Consider the following 15,915-nt stretch of genomic DNA (forward strand, 5'->3'; position numbering starts at 1 on the left):
ATTCGGTGCGTCAAAGGGCCTGCCGGGCTTCACGGATCCGCATGGCTGTTCAGCCACGCTGCAACCGCTGCGGCGCTGCGGAAGTCGTCGCAGGCGCGCGCGGGAACGCCGGGATGGCGCTGGTTCCACATGCGCGAGAGCGCCTGGCCCGGCCCGACCTCCAGCACGCAGTGCACCTGCCGCGCCATGATGTTTTCCATGCATTCGTCCCAGCGGACCGTCTGTGCAATCTGGGCGGCCAACGCCGCGCGGGCAGACCCCGCATCGCGGACGCGGTCCCCTGCATTGCTGAACAGCACGACGCGGGGCGCCTGGAACGGCACCTGCGCCAGCGCCAGTGAAAAGCTCACCGCCGCTTCGCGCATCCAGGGCGTGTGGGACGCAACGCTGACCCGCAGGCGCGTGCACTGCGCACCGGCGGCCAGGGCGATGCGCTCGGCATCGTCCAATGCAGCAATCGGGCCGCCGAGGACCACGCTGGCGCTGCCGTTGCGAATCGCGAGTTCGAGCCCCGCGCCGATGCGCAATTGCTCCAGCTTCTGCCCGGGCAACCCGCTGACGGCCAGGAGGCCGCCGGGCGCACGGGCGGCGCAGCGGTCCATGGCCTCGGCCCGCAGTGGCGCGAGTGCTGCGGCCGCGCCCGCATCGATCACGCCGGCCCCGCTGAAGGCCGCCAGTTCGCCGACGCTGTAACCGGCGACCGCGGCGGGCGGCGGAACCATGGGCGCGAGTTGTGCCCAGGCCGCCAGGGCAAGGCCGGTCAACAGCGTCTGCGCGTTGTCGTTGCGTTCGGCCCAGTGCGGGTCTGCGAGGGCGCGGCGCCAGTCGGCGACCCCCAGCCGCACGCACATGCCGTACACGAGTGCATCGTCCGCGAGCCAGGGCAGCATCGCGGGATGCTGGGTGCCCTGGCCGGAGAAAAGCAGCGCGAAGCTCATGGGCCTGGGCACACGCGCTGGAGCCAGCAGGCGGCGGCCAGCGTGTCTGCCGCGCCGCCGGGCGACAAGCGCTGCCGCACGAAATCGTCTGCGATGGCCTGCGCCTCCTGGAGCCCTTCGGGCCGCGCGATGCCGCCTCGATCGAGAAAGCCTTGCGCTGCGTGCCGGGCGTCGCGCAAACCGGCCAGGCCGCCGCGGTGCGCGAGATTGCTGTCGTCCAGCACGGCGATGATGTGGAACAAGGTATCGAGCCGGGCCAGGCGGGGCGCGAGGCCCCGGGCCAATGCCTTCCTCAGTGCCGGAAGCGCCGTCTCGAACAGCACCGGAAACGCCAGGGCCGCCTCTTCGGATGCGCTGCGCAGGCCGTGGCGCCGTGCAGCGATGCCGCCGGGGAGGGCGGACGGCCGTTGGCTCCGCCTGGCGAGTGCGTCGCCCCAGTGCCGGCGCAGCGCATCGCGCAGCGCTGCCGGGTGCAGTGGACCGTCTTGCTCGCGCAGTGCCGCGCCCGCCGCCGCGCACAGCAGGCCGAGCATGAAGATCGCGCCGCGATGCGTGTTGATGCCGCCGGTGGCAGCCAGCATGCGCGCCTCGGCCGCAATGCCATGCTGCTCCAGCACGGCGAAATCCGCACCGGCCGACCCGGCCTCGGCGATCCGGACGAAGTAGCCGCGCAGCGAGAACAGGCTGCGCATGAAGGTGTGCGCGTCCATGTCGTCGTGGCTGCCGCTGTCGATCAGCGTGACCAGGCCGGGCTTGGGCGACAGCGACAGTTCGTCGTACAGCGCGAGCGTGGCGGCGCGACCGATCGCTGTCAGTGTCGGCCGTGACTCCGGGGCCAGCGAGAGCGCGGCGTTCCTCATGCGACCGGCTCCATGATCTCGGCTTGCCCGCACCAAGTGGTATCCCGCTGAAGGCACACGCCGTCCAGGCGCTTGACCATCACCGCCCGCGCACGTCCGGCGCGCCACTCGCGCCATTCACGCCAAGCCACGGCCGCGCCGTCCGCGAACATGAGCTCGCCATCCAGCCGGGGCCGTTCCGCCTCGAAGGACCCGAGCGCACGAACCACGGCATCCGCATGTGCCGCGTCGTCGATGGGGATCGACAGGTCGAGATCGGAATCGTCCCGTACGTGATCGAGACCGCTGATCGCCTGCCAGCCGAAGCTGCCGAACACGCGAGCGGTCGCATGGCTTGCGTCGAGCCTGCCGAGCAGTTCACGCACTGCGCCACGCGCCGGCGGGGGCAGCAGCTTCTGCATGTCGTCGAGCCGCGGGAATTCGCCGAGGCCGTGCACCGCGGCGTGCGGCACCTGCAGCGCAATCCGGCGCCTGTCCCAGCGCGCAGGCGCAGGCAAGCCGAGCGCGATCCATCCATCGGCCGTGGCGTCCGCCGGCTGGCGCGTCACGACCAGCGGCAGTTGATGCGAAGCCCAATGCGCGAGGCAGTCGCGCGCCTGCGCATCCCACGGCCGGCCGAGCACGGCGGCCCATCCGCTCGTGGAGAGCCTGGCGAGCTGGTGGCGGCGCAGCGGAACCATGGCGGTCATCACATTCAGGCGGAATTCAAGCGGCGTCCAGCACGCGCTGCACGACCGAGGCGGCGAGCCGGCGGCCACCCCGTTCGGCGCCGTCCCGTGCGCGCTGGTCCTCGGTCGGCGCGTGGGCCAGCGCCTCGCGCAGGCAGGCCTGCAGGTCACCTTTCCAGAGCGAACGCACGCCGCCCATCGCCACGTAGTTCTGCACGCCGGGTGCGAACACCGGGTTGGACTGGGACAGCGCCGTGAGCTTCTCTTCGGGCAATTTGGTCACGCGCGCCATCGCGGGGATGCGCATCACGCGGATCTCGGCGTCGGGCAGCGCATAGCAGGCGTCGGCGATCAACCCCGAGGTGATGAAGCCGCCGGACAGCGCCTGGTCGTACACCAGGCCGAGCACGCGGTGGCCGCGGCGCCGCGCCAGGTCGATGCTGGCGCCCAGGTGCGCCATCGCCCGGTTGATGCCGAGCAGTTCGTCGCGCCGGCGCAATTGCTGGCCCTGGGTGTCGATCAACAGCAGGATCGGCCGGCCCGGATGCCGTGCGATGGTGTCGAGCACCACGCGGGCCTGCGCCAGCGCGAGCCGGACACCGATTGGCGCGTGGTTGGTGGTGCCAATCACCGCCACCGGCTCACCGTCGAAGATGACTTCGCCTTGCAGAAAATCTTCGTCTTCGCGCATGCCGTGGTAGGGGCCGAAGAGCTGGGTGACCAGAGAACTCCATTGCATGTGATGCTCCTCGTTCAGATGGTGCGAAGCGCGCGCACGGCGTCGACCGAAAGCTCGCCGACCTGCGCCGCATCGGCAATGCCGAGCGCGCTCCAGAGCAACTCCGCCTCGTCGCGGTCCGTGATGTCGGTGGTGTCCAGGGCGTGCAGGCGTTGCGTGAGCAGCGCGTGCTCCTGCTCCAGTGCCGCGAGCGTGAACGGCTTCGATGCACCGATCGCCGCGATGGCCGCCGCGCGGAAGGCGGCAACGTCGTCTTCGACCAGCGCATCGCAATCGCCGGTCAGCCAGCGGTGCTTGCCGCCGGTCGTGCGCCAGACCAGCGCCCGGTCGCGCGAGTCGAACTCATCCACGCCATGGGATGCCTCGATCACTTCGGGGCCCGACATCGCCAGCCGGCCGACATCGCTCATCACGATGTGGTCGGCACAGCGCGCCACGATGCCCATGCCGCCGAAGCAGCCATTGGCGCCGCCGATCAGCACGAGCACCGGGATGCCCGCGGCGCGCACGTCGAGCAGGGCGCGCATCACTTCCGATACCGCAATCAACCCGGCATTGGCCTCGTGCAATCGCACGCCGCCCGATTCGGCCAGCAGCAGCACCGCCGCCGGCCGGTCGCGCAGCGCCCGCTGCAGCAGGCCGACCAGCTTGGCGCCATGCACCTCGCCGACGCCGCCGCCCATGAACGCGCCTTCCTGGGCAGCCACGAACACCTCACGGCCATCGAGCATCGCGCGGCCGACCGCCACGCCGTCGTCGAAGGCCGAGGGCACGCCGAGCTGTGCCAGGTGCGGGCTCATGACCCGCTCGCTGGGCGGCAGCCATTCGTGGAAACTGCCGGCGTCCAGCAGCAGCGCCAGCCGCTCGCGCGCCGAGCATTCGGCATAGCTGATCATGGCCGGCCTCCGGTGATTTCGGCCACCGCCTGGTCCAGGCGCAGGCTCACCACCGCGGGCGTGGCCCCCATGTCGTTGATCGACACGCGCACGCCGGCCAGCGGATGGCGCGCGTGGAAGTCGTTCATCACGGCCTGCCAGATCGGCCCGAAGCCGCGCGCCGAGGTTTCGACGCGCACAGCGCAGTCGTTGCCGCCGGCCGGCTCGAGCAGCACCTCGAGGTTGCCGGAGCCGACCACGCCGACCAGCACCGGCGCAAAGGCCCCGGCCGGCCGGCCGCCGGAAAAGGAAAAGTCCAGGGTTTCGAGCCCTGCGGGAACGTCGCTCATTGTCGGATCTCCTGCTACCAGTTTCTGAAGCGCTTGGGCGGCTGGTACAGCCCGCCGGAGGCGCGCACCAGGTCGCGCATGCTGCGTGCGGCCAGCAGGTTGCGCGTGGCCTGGCGGGGGTCGATGCCAAGGTCCTGCGGCCGGCGGATCACGCCGCGGTCGCGCAGGTTCTCCACCGCGCGCCTGTCGCGTGCCAGGCCCACCGCGGTGTAGCCGGCCACGCCGCGGATGGCCTGTTCGCGCTCCGCGTCGCTGCGGCACAGCAGCAGGTTGGCGATGCCTTCCTCGGTGAGGATGTGCGAGACGTCGTCGCCGTAGATCATGATCGGCGGCAGGTCCATGCCGGCCTGCTCCTGCAGCGTCCAGGCGTCGAGCCGGTCGACGAAGGCCGGCTGCATGTGCTCGCGGAAAGTCTCGACCATCTGCACCACCAGCTTCTGCCCGCGCGGCGTGCCGGCGGCGCCCGTGCGGCCGGCACGCGCCTCGCGCCCGGCCTTGAGCCAGGCCGGGCTCGCATGGCGGCGGCCGCGCGCATCGGCGCCCATGTTGGGCGCGCCGCCGAAGCCGGCGATGCGGCCCAGCGTGGCGGTGGAACTGTTGCCGTCGAGGTCGATCTGCAGGGTCGAGCCGATGAACATGTCGCAGGCGTAGTGGCCCGCCGCCTGGCAGAAGGCGCGGTTGCTGCGCAGGCTGCCGTCGGGACCGGTGAAGAACACGTCGGAGCGCGCGCGGATGTAGTCCTCCATGCCCAGCTCGGAACCGAAGGAATGCACGGACTCCACCCAGCCCGCTTCGATGGCGGGTATCAGCGCCGGATGCGGGTTCAGCGCCCAATGCTTGCCGATCTTGCCCCTGAGGCCGAGCGACTCGCCATAGGTCGGCAGCAGCAGTTCGATGGCCGCCGTGTCGAAGCCGATGCCGTGGTTCAGGCGCTGCACGCCGTATTCGGCATAGATGCCCTTGATCGCCATCATCGCCATCAGGATCTGGACCTCGCTGATCTGCGCCGGGTCGCGCGTGAACAGCGGCTCGATGAAGTTCGGGCGCGGCGCCTTGACGACGAAGCTCACCCAGTCGGCGGGGATGTCGATGCGCGGCAGTGTGGTGGTCCTGCCGTCGACCATTTCGTTGACCTGCGCGATCACGATGCCGCCCGAGAACGCCGTGGCCTCGACGATGGCGGGCGTGTCCTCGGTATTGGGGCCGGTGTAGAGATTGCCTTCGGCATCCGCTGCCTGCGCGGCGACCAGCGCGACCTTGGGCGTCAGGTCGACGAAATAGCGCGCGAACAGTTCGAGGTAGGTGTGGATCGCGCCGATCTCGATGCGCCCCGCCGATACCAGCTTGGCCAGCCGCGCGCCCTGCGGCCCCGAGAAGCTGAAGTCCAGCCGGGCCGCCACGCCGTTCTCGAACACGTCCAGGTGCTCCGGCAGCGCCAGCACCGACTGCACCATGTGCAGGCCGTGGATGCGCTGCGGATCGACCTGCACCAGGGCCTGCGCCAGGAAGTCGGCCTGCTTCTGGTTGTTGCCTTCGAGGCAGACACGGTCGCCGGGCGAGAGCACGGCTTCGAGCAGGGTGGCAATGGCTTCGGTCTCGACACGCTTGCCGGCGAGCCGCGTCCCGAGCGCATCGGCCGCGCGCGCGAGCCGGGCATTGCGGTCGTCGGCCTTGGAGGTCCAGGAACTGGGGGTCATGAGAGGAGGAGGGGGTTGAAAGTCGATCGAATCGGGGGAAGCGCCTCAGAGCACCACGAAGAGCAGCCACACCACCACGGGAGCCACCAGCGTCACGATGGCGCCATACACCATCAGCTGCCGGAAGAACAGGTCGCGGTCCACGCCCTTGGCGTTGGCGAGCACCAGCGCGCCGTTGGTGGAGAACGGGCTGACGTCGACGATGGTCGAGGACACGGCCATCGCCGCGATGAAGCCGATGGCGCTCACGCCGCTGCCGCCCTGCAGGAACGGCACCGCCAGCGGGATCAGCGAACCGAGCACGGCGGTCGACGAGGCGAAGGCCGAGACCACGGCGCCCACGAAGCACAGCAGCAGCGCCGCGACCATCGGCGAGGTGAGCCCGGCCACGCTGTGGCCGACGAAGTCGATCGTGCCCATCTTTTCCATCACGCCCACGTAGGTGCTGACGCCCACGATCAGCATGATCTCCGGCCACGACACCTGGCCCAGCGCGCGCTTTTGCAGGTTGGGCGCCATCAGCGTCAGCACGAGGCCGATGGTGATCGAGACGAAGCCGATGTCCTGCTTGAAGAACAGCGTCAGCACGGCCAGCGCCAGCAGGCCGGCCACGGTTGCGATCTGGTAGCCACGCGAGCCTGGGTTCGCGGCCCCGGCGGGCGCCGATTCCATCAGCGAGTTCTCCGCCCGCGCCGCGGTACGCCGCTCCTCGGGGAACGATTCGCCCTCGGCATCGCCATACACCTGCGCGCCGCTCTGTCCATGCAAGGCGCGCGGCACGACCGGCGCACTGCCATCGGCATTCGCTCGCTGGCGCATCAGCTTCATTCCGCCCATCAGGAAGAACAGCAGCAGCGACACCGACAGGTTGACGCCGAGGCTCGCCAGCATGGTGGCGATCTCGTTGAGCGGCAGGCCGGCCTTGGCAACGATCTTGTTGGTGATGCCGCCGTAGATGCTGATCGGCGAGAAGCCGCCGCCCTGCGCACCGTGCACGACCATGAGCCCCATGAGCAGCGGATTGATGCCGTACCTGGCGGCAAAGCCGAGCGCGATCGGCGCGATGATGGCCACCGCCGCCGGGCTGACCGCGCCCACCGCCGTGAGCAGCGCGGCGATCAGGAACATGATCCACGGGATGGCGGCGATGCGCCCGCGCACGGCGCGCACCGCCAGCCTGACGAGCCAGTCGATGGTGCCGTTGTTCTGCGCCAGCGCAAACAGGTAGGTGATGCCCACCAGCGTGAGAAACAGGTCGGCGGGAAAGCCGCCCATGATCCCCTTCGCGTTCATGCCGGCCACCAGCGTGCCGACCAGGAAGGCACCGACGAAGGCGATCACACCCATGTTGATGGGCAGCACCGTGGCCAGCACGAACATGCCGACCAGTGCGTAGATCGAAATCCAATGTGAACTCATCGAGGCGTCTCCGGTGTTTTGGGTACGGCGCACATGCACCGTGCGCCTGGGTCCGTACGGTACGGACCCCCTCCGGGACGATCAATGAAGCGGCGTGGCCGACCCTTACGCCTTGCGAAACGATCGAGGGTTAACCCGAATCGGGCCGGTACCGCGCGCTCAGCCGAGTTCGGCCTTGGCCAGGCGGCACACCGACAGCAGCGCAAGCAGGTTGGGATCGCGCTCGCGGGTGCGCAGGAAGTTGAGCGCGATGGTCTGGCGCATCAGGTACCTGGGCTGCAGCGGGATCAACTGCACCTTCTGCGGCATGACGCCGCGCACCCGCCCCGGCAGCAGCGTGTAGCCGACGCCGCCGCTGACCAGGTTCATGAGCGAGAAGATGTCGTCGGTCTTCATCACCACGTTGGGCGTGAAGCCGGCGATGCGGAAGGTCTCCACGAACCCCCGGTAGGTGGCGAAACCTTCGCTCAGGCTCACGAAGCGTTCGCCGGCGCAGCTGCTCAGGTCGATTTCCTTCAGCGCGGCGTAGGGGGAGCCCACCGGCGCAGCAAACTGGATGTCGTCCTCGAACAGGGGCTCCGATTCGACATCGGAAACATCCTCGGGAATGGCCATGAGCGCGGCATCGATCGCGCCATCGCGCAGCTTCTGCAGCAGGTGCGCATTGGAGCCGAGCACGAGCTCGGTGTGCAGGTCGGGCTTGCGCAGCTTCATGCCCATGATCAGCTGCGGCACAGTGCGGCTCGTCAGCGAATAGAGGGAGCCGATGCGGATGCGGTCGGACGAGTAGCCAGCGACCTCCCGCGTGGCGCGGATGCCCTGGGCCATGGTGCGAAGCACCTCGCGCGCCACCTCCGCCAGCGCATGTGCGGCTTCGGTCGGGTGCAGGTTGCGGCCTTCATGCCGGAACAGCGCGCAGCGCAGCCCGGTTTCCAGCGAATGCAGGGCCCGATGCACGCTGACGGCGCTGATCTCGAGCTTTTCCGCCGCGCGGGCCAGGTTGCCGGTCTCCATGAAGGCCAGCAGGATCTCGAGCTTGCGGAAGGTGATCTCTTCGTCGACGTGGAGGAGCATGGAGGGCCTGCGGATGAGGCCCGATCGTAACCCTGCACTCATCTGCCGCGCCTGCGCGTGGGCGTGGCCGCCGCCGCCTGGCGCGACGACTCCGAGCGGGCAACTGGAGCGATGGCGTGCGCGCGTGGCACCCGAAAGTCGGTCGGTGAGCTTCTTCGGCACCTTGATCTCGATGGTGGAAGCAGGCTTCGGCACGGCCGTGATGCCCACGTTCGCAATGACCGCCTGCAAGCGCCATCATGTCAACGCAGACGTCCGGCGCGGCATGTGCGTCTGCTGGCCTTCTCAGGCGCGCCTGGCTGGAGAGCTGATGCCCCTGAGGCCATCCGGCGGGAAAGCTATTTGCCCGCACGCTGGCGCAGTTCTTCGGTCGTCTCGCCGGGTCCTATGGCACTCCACCCTGGTGGCATCACAACATGGGCCAGTTTGGCCTTGAAGCCACGCACCGCAACGACATCTCTCGCCAGCGAAAGCCACTGATCAAATTCCACCCGTAAGGGGTTGTAGCTGGTTTGAGGTTTGACCAAACCATAGCGGCAGGGAGTGTCTGCGCGCTCCGCAATATAGGTACCGAACAGACGGTCAAACACAATCAACACACCGCCGTAGTTCCCATCCAGATACTCCAGGTTGGCGGCGTGATGCACGCGGTGGCTGGAGGGGGTATTGAGCACGTATTCCAGCCAGCCCAGTTTGGGAATCCACGCGGCGTGGATCCAGAATTGGTAGGCCAGATTCAGCGCCAAGGTCGCCAACACCAGTTGCGGGTGAAATCCCAGCCAGACCAAAGGCACGAAAAAGACCACGCTGCCGGTGAGCTTGCCCACCATGGAAACGCGGTAGGCGGCTGCCAGGGTCAATTGGTTGGGTGTGTGGTGCACCGAGTGGCTGGCCCAAAACCAGCGCACACGGTGCGAGGCGCGGTGGTACCAGTAGTAGCAAAACTCCTGACCCAGGAACAACACGGCGATCGCCTGCCACGAATCGATCGTGACAGTGGTCAAGCGATGAGTCCACGCCCAATCGAAAACGGGGGCGGCCAGGGAGAACGGAATCGCAATGGCGAACACATGGCGCGCCACCACATTGGTCAGAGAAACGCCCAGGGCTTTCCAGTCGTAGCCTTGCCTGCGCGCCAGAACGGCGGCTTCCAGCAGCGAGGCCAGCACAAGAATGGGGAGCACCACCAAGACCAGGAATTTGTTCATGCTCATGGCTTACTCCTGATCGATTGGCCGTGCGTTGGCAGCGGTTGGGTCGGCAGCAACTGTCGGAAGAGCCTGTGCAATCCGCTCCAGCAGTACGCAAGCACTTTGCAACTGCGCGCACTCCGTGGACGTCAGTTCGGAGGCAATGACCTGTGCCAGTGAAATCTCCACGCGTTTGGCAGCGCTGCCCAGCAATGTCAAACCCGATCTGGTCAGCGTGAGTACCGATTGCCGGCCGTCGGTGGCATGCGGTTCGCGTTTCACCCAGTTTTCGGCCTCCAATTCAGCCAGCAGACGGGTTAAGGATTGGACCTTGACGCCCTCTCGCATGGCTAGTTCAGTAGGTGTCATGGGGCCTGCAAGGCGGAGCTGACCGATCACACTCAATTTGGCCGCGCCAATGCCCTCAGTTTGAAGCTTGGGCCGCAAGGGGCGTGAGAGCAGGGTGACAGCACGCCGCAGTTGGCTGGCACATGCCTGAGCGTCATTTCGATTTTTTGCCATGGTTTTCATAAGACGTTGCTTACTAGATTTATTGTAAGAACAGTCTTACTAAAATGTCAACGCACGGGCCAGCGTGCGGGCCTGCGTCCGGCGCGCGCATGTCGATGCGTCGGTGGTTCCTCTCGATCCCGCATGGGATCGCAAGGCTGCTGACATTCGATGGCTTCGCCGGACGCCTCGGGTGACAACGATTGTCACTTCTTGCCGGTGCGTTTCCCTTGCAGCACGTGCAATGCATCCATCGGTTTTACCGAATTTCTCCGTATCGAGCGATCAGGGCGAGTGGCACGCAGATTGCAGAGTCTCTTCTTTGCACATTCAAGATAGATGACACATCCCACGAACGACGACAAGAGCGCCTCGCTGCTGGATCGCCGCACTTTCTTTATCGGTACTGCAAGTGCCCTGGCACTGGGAACGACGGCTTGCGGTGGAGGAAGCGGGGGCAGCAGCTTCTCGCCCATGGGTGGCGCCGCCGCGCAGCAGACGCCGCAACAGCAGACATCGGGTGCGGCTCCCGGTGCCGCAGACAACCCTGCAGCCTCGACGCCCGAGACGACGCCCCCCGCGCCGGAAGCACGCAAGATTGCGCATCCGGGCCTGCTCGTCACGGAGACCGACCTGCAGCGCATCCGTGACAAGCTCGCAGCCAGCGCGCAGCCGTGGGTTGGTGGCTGGGGCATGCTGCTCAATGGCGGGCGGGCCAACCTCGACACCAGGCCGTTCCCGCTGGCGACGGTGATCCGTGGCGTGGACGGCCAGAACTTCGGCGTGATGATCGTGGATATGCAGCGCGCGCTCCATCTCGCGCTGCGCTGGAAGATCACGAACGACGAGAACTATGCGAAGAAGTCGGTGGAGTTCCTCAACGCCTGGTCTTCGACCCTGACCAAGCTCGACGGCAATTCGAACGTCTTCCTCGCCTCGGGGCTCTATGGCTTCCAGTGGGCCAACGCCGCGGAACTGATGCGGACCTATTCCGGATGGGCGAAGGAGGACCTCGCCCGCTTTCAGGACATGCTGCTGAAGGTGTTCTATCCGTTGTGCCACGACTTCCTGGTCAATCACAACGGAACCGAGACAAGAAAGGTCACCCACTACTGGGCCAACTGGGACCTGTGCAACATCTGCTCCGTCTACGCGATCGGCGTGTTCTGCGACCGGCCCGATCTGACCGCCGAGGCGATCAGCTACTACAAGACCGGCCGGGGCAACGGCGCGAGCGCCAACAACGTCTACTACGTGCATCCCGGTTATCTGGGGCAATGGCAGGAAAGCCATCGCGACCAGGGCCATTCGACCCTTGGCATCTCCCTGGCCGGTGCACTGTGCGAGATGGCCTGGAACCAGGGCGAGGATCTCTACGGATACTGGAACAACCGGCTGCTGGCCGGCGCGGAGTATGTCGCCAAGACGAACCTGGCGGACGCCAGCGGCAACGCCCTGTTCACGATGCCGTTCGCTCCTTACACGGGCGTCTTCGGAACGGGCACCCAGGCGGCGGGCACGGGCAGCCTGCGGCCTTGCTGGGAACTCATCTACAACCACTACGTGAACCGCAAGGGCCTATCGGCACCATGGACCAAGGCAGTCGTCGACAAGGTACGGCCGGAGCGAGCCGATGGCGGCGACCAGCCGGGGCTGGGCACGCTGCTCTATGCGCGCGATCCGGTCCCCGCCGCAAAGCCCAGCGGACTGAGTGCATTGCTCAACGATGGGAAGGTGCAGCTGTCCTGGTGGGGCAGCGCAGGCGCCTCCCACTACCTCGTGCAGCGAGCGGCTTCGCCCGACGGTCTGTTCACGACCCTTTCGACAGTCACCGACCCGCGCACCTACACCGATGCCCCGGCCCAGGGCACCTGGTACTACCGGATCGACGCCGTGACCGACACGGGCCAACTCGCCGGCGCGGACACCCTGCGCGTGGCCGTGCCCGGCGAGCTGTGGCTGCACCTGCCGCTCAACGGCGATGCCAATGACGCCAGCGGCCACGGCCTGCATGCGCAGTTGAAGGGCGGTACGAGCTGGGGCGAAGGACGCGCCGGCGGAAGTGCTGTGCAGCTCGACGGCCGCAGCGGTCACGTTGCGCTGCCCGACGGGGCCGTGTCGTCCCTGGGCGATTTCACGATCGCGGTGTGGGTCTATTGGGATGCGACAGCCGTCAATACGCGCATCTTCGACTTCGGCTCCAACGACGTGGCCTACATGTCGCTGATCCCGCGCGATGGCAAGGACCAGCTGCGTTTTTCGGCCTCGCGCAATCAGTTCTGGAACGAGGAGTCTGTGACCACCGGCCTGTTGCCCACGGGGCGTTGGGTGCACGTGGCGTTCACGCTCTCGGGCACCGTGGGCACGCTCTACATGGATGGCGCGCAGGTCGCCACCGGGAACGGCATCTGGATCAATCCCTTCCAGCTGGGCCGCACCACGCAGACCTGGTTGGGCCGTTCGCAGTACGGCGGCGATCCGTTCTTCAAGGGCCGCATGCAGGACTTCCGCATCTACGGCGGTGCGCAGGACGCGGCCTTCATCGCGAACCTCGCGCGCTGACGGCCGACGGATAGCTGCGCGGCGCAACCGACCCTGACCTTCAACCGACCCGCGTGCGCCTTCCAGGACGCGCCGGGGCTTTCTTCGATCCAAACAGACTTTTCTCATGAACTTTGCTTCTCGACGATGCGTTTCCGCACTGATGACTTCGCTGCTGCTTTTCGGCTGCGGCGGCGGAGGAGGTGGGGGCGGCGGTGGGGCCGGCCTTGCGCTGGTGGGGAGCCCGACCGGCCAGTCCGGCAGCGGCGCTTCCTCCAATGCCGGCCCGAGCAGTGGCGGCCAAGGCACCGGCGGCGCTTCGGGTGGTGGTGATGTTCAAGGCGGCGGTGGCATCCAGGGCGGGGGCGGCACCGCGCCCGTCGCGGCCACGGTCGCCTTGGCCAGCAGGCTCGGCAAGCCCGCCCGGGTGCTGCTCGGCCTGGGCGCCACTTCCATCGACGACATGAAGAGCCAGGACATCCAACCCGACATCGTCGAGCGCTATCTGGTGGGTGTCGGGCCGGGTTCCTGGCCCACGTGGAACAGTCCCGATGGGGCCTACGTCACCTTCACCGCGCAGGCCGCCCAGGCCTACGGTGCGGTTCCCATGTTCACGCTCTACCAGATGACGGCGAACGGCGAGGGCAACCTGAGCGGCATCAGCGACAAGACCTTCATGGACAAGTACTGGGGCCAGGTCCGGTTGATGTACCAGCGCATTGCGGAGCTGGGCACGCCCGTTCTGATCAATCTGGAGCCGGACTTCTGGGGATTCGCCGCGTCGCAGGCACCCGGTCGCGATCTGACGAAGATGGCCGCTGCCGTGAGCGGCCAGCCGGAATGCAGCACACTGCCGAACACCGTCGCGGGCCTTGGCCAGTGTTTCGTTCAGATGGGCAGGAAGGTCGCGCCCAAGGCGCTGCTCGGGTTCCCTCCTGCCTTCTGGAACGGCACCCCTGCGGAGATCGCTGCTCAGATGCGCACGGCCGGCGCGAATCAGGCCGACTTCATCGTCGCCCAGACCAGCGACCGCGACGCGGGCTGCAGGGAAGCTGCATCGCGGCCTGCCGAATGCCAGAACGGAAGCGCTCCGTTCTACTGGGACGCGAGCAACAAGACCAGCCCGAACTTCCACGATTCGCAGAAGCAGTATTCGGACTACCGCGCGGCGCTGGGCAACGGCCTGCCGATCCTGTGGTGGCAGACGCCGATGGGCGTGCCTTCGGACACGCCCGGCGGCACCGACCAGCACTACCGCGACAACCACGTCGACTACATGCTGCGCAACACGCAGGAGTACGGCGACATGCAAACCTTCGCGATCATCTTCAGCGCAGGCGGCAGCCACCAGACCTCCATTGCCACGGATGGCGGCCAGTTCGCGCGGCTGTCGGCACAGTACCTCGCGCGCGGCGGCGCCGCACTGAAATAGCGGCCTGCTGTCTTCGCTACCGCGCGGTGGCCCCGCCATCGACCGGGATGATCGCGCCGGTCATGCAGCTGGAAGCGGGCGAGGCCAGCAGCAGCGCCGGTCCCTTGACCTCGTCGACCTGGGCCACCCGGCCCAGGGGGACGTGGGTGCGCATCCGCTCGGCTGACTCCGGAACGTGCAGTCGGCCGCCGCTGATGTTCGCGGCGAAGGGGCCGCGCGCAATGGCGTTCACCAGCACGTTGTGGGGCGCCAGCTCGATGGCGGCCTGCCTGAATAAGTTGTTTGCCGCTGCCTTGGACGTGACGTAGGCATACCCCCACAGCTACTCCGAGCGCAGCCCCGCGATCGACGTGGTCGCGGCGATGCGTCCCTGCCGGCGCGGCTTCATGTGGCGAGCTGCCGCGCGCAGCGTACGAAGCGCCAAGCGGACTTCACGCAGAAGACGGAACACATCCGGTACAGCGCCGATTTCGAATCCGACCCGGTCCCCATCCTCAGCTCGGCTTGCCAGATGAACCTCGAGGACGTGATCGCCAAGCGCTTGGACGCGCCCTACGTGTCCAGGCGATCGGAGACCTGGCTCAAGCTCAAGTGCAAGCAGCGCCAGGAGTTCGTGGTGTGCGGCTACACCGACCGGACCGAGGCGAGTTGCCGGTAATAGTTTGCCTCAGCTTCTGCGGGCGGGATGTAGCCGATGGGTTCGAGCAGGCGATGGTGGTTGAACCAGGACACCCATTCGAGCGTCGCGAACTCCACCGCCTCCTTGGTCTTCCACGGTGCCCGGCGATGGATCAGATCGGCCTTGTAGAGGCCGTTGATCGTCTCGGCCAGGGCGTTGTCATAGGAATTGCCTTTGCTGCCTACTGATGGCTCAATGCCAGCCTCGCCCAGCCGTTCGGTGTACCGGATGCTGACGTATTGCGACCCGCGATCCGAGTGACAAATCAAGCTGCCGTCGCGTTCGGGTTGACGGTCGTACAGCGCTTGCTCCAACGCATCGAGCACGAAGTCCGTGCGCATTGAACTGCTGACCCGCCAGCCCACGATGCGTCGGGCGAACACATCGATCACGAAGGCGACGTACAGCCAGCCCTGCCAGGTCGCAGCGCCGCGTGCCGCCGGTAGCCCGCCCCCGAAGGTGGCACGATGCTTGTCGATGAAATCCCTCAGGACTTCAGCCGGCGGTCGAGCTCCGCCTGGGCGAAAAACGCGCTCGCCAGCTTCAGGTATCTCGTTGGCTCGGCGCAGTTCCTTGACCTCGCGTTCGAGTCCCTTCATCCGCTGGGCCTCGCTGGTCGTCATGCCCTCTCGAACGCCGTTGTCGACCTCGTCGCGCCTGACCCATTCGATCAGCGTCTGCGGCACACAGCCGATCTTCGGTGCAATCGACTCGATCGCCGCCCACAGCGACGGGTACTCCCCACGGTGCTCTTGCACCATCCTCACCGCGCGCTCACGCACCCCGGGTGAGAACTTGTTCGACTCCTTCATGGCTCAATCCTCTCAGAGTGTTGAGCCTCCACAAGATTGAACTGACCCCCAGAAGTTGGACGGTCACGATTCCGCCGATCAGGCGGTGCTTCTCAGCCGGTAGTCGACCGGGCTGAGTCCCTGCAATCCGA

At 67.1% G+C, this 15,915-nt stretch carries 16 protein-coding genes and 1 other annotated feature; of the genes, 3 read left to right on the forward strand and 13 right to left on the reverse strand.

What is annotated here, in order from left to right:
* Nucleotides 1–29 precede the first annotated feature (29 nt).
* From FB547_RS27800 to FB547_RS27855, 11 genes are all read right to left on the reverse strand, one after another.
* Entirely contained in the window at nucleotides 30–938 is a 909-nt protein-coding gene (locus FB547_RS27800; protein WP_145746861.1) for an acyltransferase domain-containing protein, read from the reverse strand.
* Nucleotides 935–1,798 carry a triphosphoribosyl-dephospho-CoA synthase MdcB gene (gene mdcB / locus FB547_RS27805; RefSeq protein WP_145746862.1) on the reverse strand — a complete coding sequence of 288 codons (864 nt, stop codon included), beginning with the start codon at nucleotides 1,796–1,798 and terminating at the stop codon, nucleotides 935–937. The genes FB547_RS27800 and mdcB overlap by 4 nt, the downstream gene beginning before the upstream one ends.
* Nucleotides 1,795–2,487 (reverse strand): malonate decarboxylase holo-[acyl-carrier-protein] synthase, encoded by a 693-nt coding sequence (mdcG, locus tag FB547_RS27810; protein WP_145746863.1) that lies wholly within the window; start codon nucleotides 2,485–2,487, stop codon nucleotides 1,795–1,797. The genes mdcB and mdcG overlap by 4 nt, the downstream gene beginning before the upstream one ends.
* A 16-nt stretch (nucleotides 2,488–2,503) precedes the next feature.
* Entirely contained in the window at nucleotides 2,504–3,205 is a 702-nt protein-coding gene (gene mdcE / locus FB547_RS27815) for a biotin-independent malonate decarboxylase subunit gamma (protein ID WP_145746864.1), read from the reverse strand.
* A gap of 14 nt (nucleotides 3,206–3,219) precedes the next feature.
* Nucleotides 3,220–4,101 carry a biotin-independent malonate decarboxylase subunit beta gene (locus FB547_RS27820; protein WP_145746865.1) on the reverse strand — a complete coding sequence of 294 codons (882 nt, stop codon included), beginning with the start codon at nucleotides 4,099–4,101 and terminating at the stop codon, nucleotides 3,220–3,222.
* The gene (gene mdcC, locus FB547_RS27825) at nucleotides 4,098–4,430 is read right to left on the reverse strand and encodes a malonate decarboxylase acyl carrier protein (protein WP_145746866.1); all 333 of its coding nucleotides are present in this window, start codon (nucleotides 4,428–4,430) and stop codon (nucleotides 4,098–4,100) included. Before mdcC ends, FB547_RS27820 begins: the two co-directional genes overlap by 4 nt.
* A gap of 14 nt (nucleotides 4,431–4,444) precedes the next feature.
* Nucleotides 4,445–6,127, reverse strand: a complete 1,683-nt coding sequence (gene mdcA, locus FB547_RS27830) for a malonate decarboxylase subunit alpha (RefSeq protein WP_145746867.1) — start codon at nucleotides 6,125–6,127, stop codon at nucleotides 4,445–4,447.
* Between the two features lie 45 nt (nucleotides 6,128–6,172).
* On the reverse strand, nucleotides 6,173–7,546 hold the full coding sequence (locus tag FB547_RS27835; protein ID WP_145746868.1) for an SLC13 family permease: 1,374 nt from the start codon (nucleotides 7,544–7,546) through the stop codon (nucleotides 6,173–6,175).
* Nucleotides 7,547–7,705: 159 nt separating this feature from the next.
* On the reverse strand, nucleotides 7,706–8,620 hold the full coding sequence (locus FB547_RS27840; protein WP_145746869.1) for a LysR family transcriptional regulator: 915 nt from the start codon (nucleotides 8,618–8,620) through the stop codon (nucleotides 7,706–7,708).
* A 338-nt stretch (nucleotides 8,621–8,958) separates the two neighbouring features.
* Nucleotides 8,959–9,828 carry a sterol desaturase family protein gene (locus tag FB547_RS27850; protein WP_145746882.1) on the reverse strand — a complete coding sequence of 290 codons (870 nt, stop codon included), beginning with the start codon at nucleotides 9,826–9,828 and terminating at the stop codon, nucleotides 8,959–8,961.
* 9 nt (nucleotides 9,829–9,837) lie between these two features.
* Complete coding sequence (locus tag FB547_RS27855; RefSeq protein WP_261380419.1) at nucleotides 9,838–10,341, reverse strand: MarR family winged helix-turn-helix transcriptional regulator; 504 nt, start codon at nucleotides 10,339–10,341, stop codon at nucleotides 9,838–9,840.
* Nucleotides 10,342–10,659: 318 nt separating this feature from the next.
* On the opposite strand from FB547_RS27855, the gene FB547_RS27860 reads away from it, so the two are divergent.
* Nucleotides 10,660–12,882 (forward strand): LamG-like jellyroll fold domain-containing protein, encoded by a 2,223-nt coding sequence (locus FB547_RS27860; RefSeq protein WP_145746870.1) that lies wholly within the window; start codon nucleotides 10,660–10,662, stop codon nucleotides 12,880–12,882.
* A 142-nt stretch (nucleotides 12,883–13,024) separates the two neighbouring features.
* Nucleotides 13,025–14,293: a hypothetical protein gene (locus tag FB547_RS27865; protein WP_145746871.1), complete on the forward strand. Its 1,269-nt coding sequence runs from the start codon at nucleotides 13,025–13,027 to the stop codon at nucleotides 14,291–14,293.
* A gap of 16 nt (nucleotides 14,294–14,309) precedes the next feature.
* On the opposite strand, the gene FB547_RS33695 is transcribed toward FB547_RS27865, so the two are convergent.
* Entirely contained in the window at nucleotides 14,310–14,615 is a 306-nt protein-coding gene (locus tag FB547_RS33695) for an SDR family NAD(P)-dependent oxidoreductase (protein ID WP_261380422.1), read from the reverse strand.
* A gap of 189 nt (nucleotides 14,616–14,804) precedes the next feature.
* On the opposite strand from FB547_RS33695, the gene FB547_RS33400 reads away from it, so the two are divergent.
* The gene (locus FB547_RS33400) at nucleotides 14,805–14,951 is read left to right on the forward strand and encodes a hypothetical protein (protein WP_186454263.1); all 147 of its coding nucleotides are present in this window, start codon (nucleotides 14,805–14,807) and stop codon (nucleotides 14,949–14,951) included.
* On the opposite strand, the gene FB547_RS27880 is transcribed toward FB547_RS33400, so the two are convergent.
* Complete coding sequence (locus FB547_RS27880; RefSeq protein WP_145746872.1) at nucleotides 14,918–15,784, reverse strand: IS3 family transposase; 867 nt, start codon at nucleotides 15,782–15,784, stop codon at nucleotides 14,918–14,920. The two genes, FB547_RS33400 and FB547_RS27880, sit on opposite strands and share 34 nt — an antisense overlap.
* Nucleotides 15,413–15,505, reverse strand: a sequence feature (AL1L pseudoknot). Its footprint overlaps the gene before it by 93 nt.
* Nucleotides 15,785–15,915 lie beyond the last annotated feature (131 nt).

This window comes from Variovorax beijingensis (assembly GCF_007828835.1).
Taxonomy (GTDB): domain Bacteria; phylum Pseudomonadota; class Gammaproteobacteria; order Burkholderiales; family Burkholderiaceae_C; genus Variovorax; species Variovorax beijingensis_A.

What these genes read in the sequence shown, in the direction of transcription:
- FB547_RS27820 (WP_145746865.1), bottom strand. Translation starts at nt 4,101, where the DNA reads ATGATCAGCTATGCCGAATGCTCGGCGCGCGAGCGGCTGGCGCTGCTG.
- FB547_RS33400 (WP_186454263.1), top strand. Translation starts at nt 14,805, where the DNA reads ATGAACCTCGAGGACGTGATCGCCAAGCGCTTGGACGCGCCCTACGTG.
- FB547_RS27860 (WP_145746870.1), top strand. Translation starts at nt 10,660, where the DNA reads ATGACACATCCCACGAACGACGACAAGAGCGCCTCGCTGCTGGATCGC.
- mdcA (WP_145746867.1), bottom strand. Translation starts at nt 6,127, where the DNA reads ATGACCCCCAGTTCCTGGACCTCCAAGGCCGACGACCGCAATGCCCGG.
- mdcE (WP_145746864.1), bottom strand. Translation starts at nt 3,205, where the DNA reads ATGCAATGGAGTTCTCTGGTCACCCAGCTCTTCGGCCCCTACCACGGC.
- FB547_RS27880 (WP_145746872.1), bottom strand. Translation starts at nt 15,784, where the DNA reads ATGAAGGAGTCGAACAAGTTCTCACCCGGGGTGCGTGAGCGCGCGGTG.
- FB547_RS27855 (WP_261380419.1), bottom strand. Translation starts at nt 10,341, where the DNA reads ATGAAAACCATGGCAAAAAATCGAAATGACGCTCAGGCATGTGCCAGC.
- FB547_RS27835 (WP_145746868.1), bottom strand. Translation starts at nt 7,546, where the DNA reads ATGAGTTCACATTGGATTTCGATCTACGCACTGGTCGGCATGTTCGTG.
- FB547_RS27840 (WP_145746869.1), bottom strand. Translation starts at nt 8,620, where the DNA reads ATGCTCCTCCACGTCGACGAAGAGATCACCTTCCGCAAGCTCGAGATC.
- FB547_RS27865 (WP_145746871.1), top strand. Translation starts at nt 13,025, where the DNA reads ATGACTTCGCTGCTGCTTTTCGGCTGCGGCGGCGGAGGAGGTGGGGGC.
- FB547_RS27800 (WP_145746861.1), bottom strand. Translation starts at nt 938, where the DNA reads ATGAGCTTCGCGCTGCTTTTCTCCGGCCAGGGCACCCAGCATCCCGCG.
- mdcB (WP_145746862.1), bottom strand. Translation starts at nt 1,798, where the DNA reads ATGAGGAACGCCGCGCTCTCGCTGGCCCCGGAGTCACGGCCGACACTG.
- mdcC (WP_145746866.1), bottom strand. Translation starts at nt 4,430, where the DNA reads ATGAGCGACGTTCCCGCAGGGCTCGAAACCCTGGACTTTTCCTTTTCC.
- FB547_RS27850 (WP_145746882.1), bottom strand. Translation starts at nt 9,828, where the DNA reads ATGAACAAATTCCTGGTCTTGGTGGTGCTCCCCATTCTTGTGCTGGCC.
- mdcG (WP_145746863.1), bottom strand. Translation starts at nt 2,487, where the DNA reads ATGACCGCCATGGTTCCGCTGCGCCGCCACCAGCTCGCCAGGCTCTCC.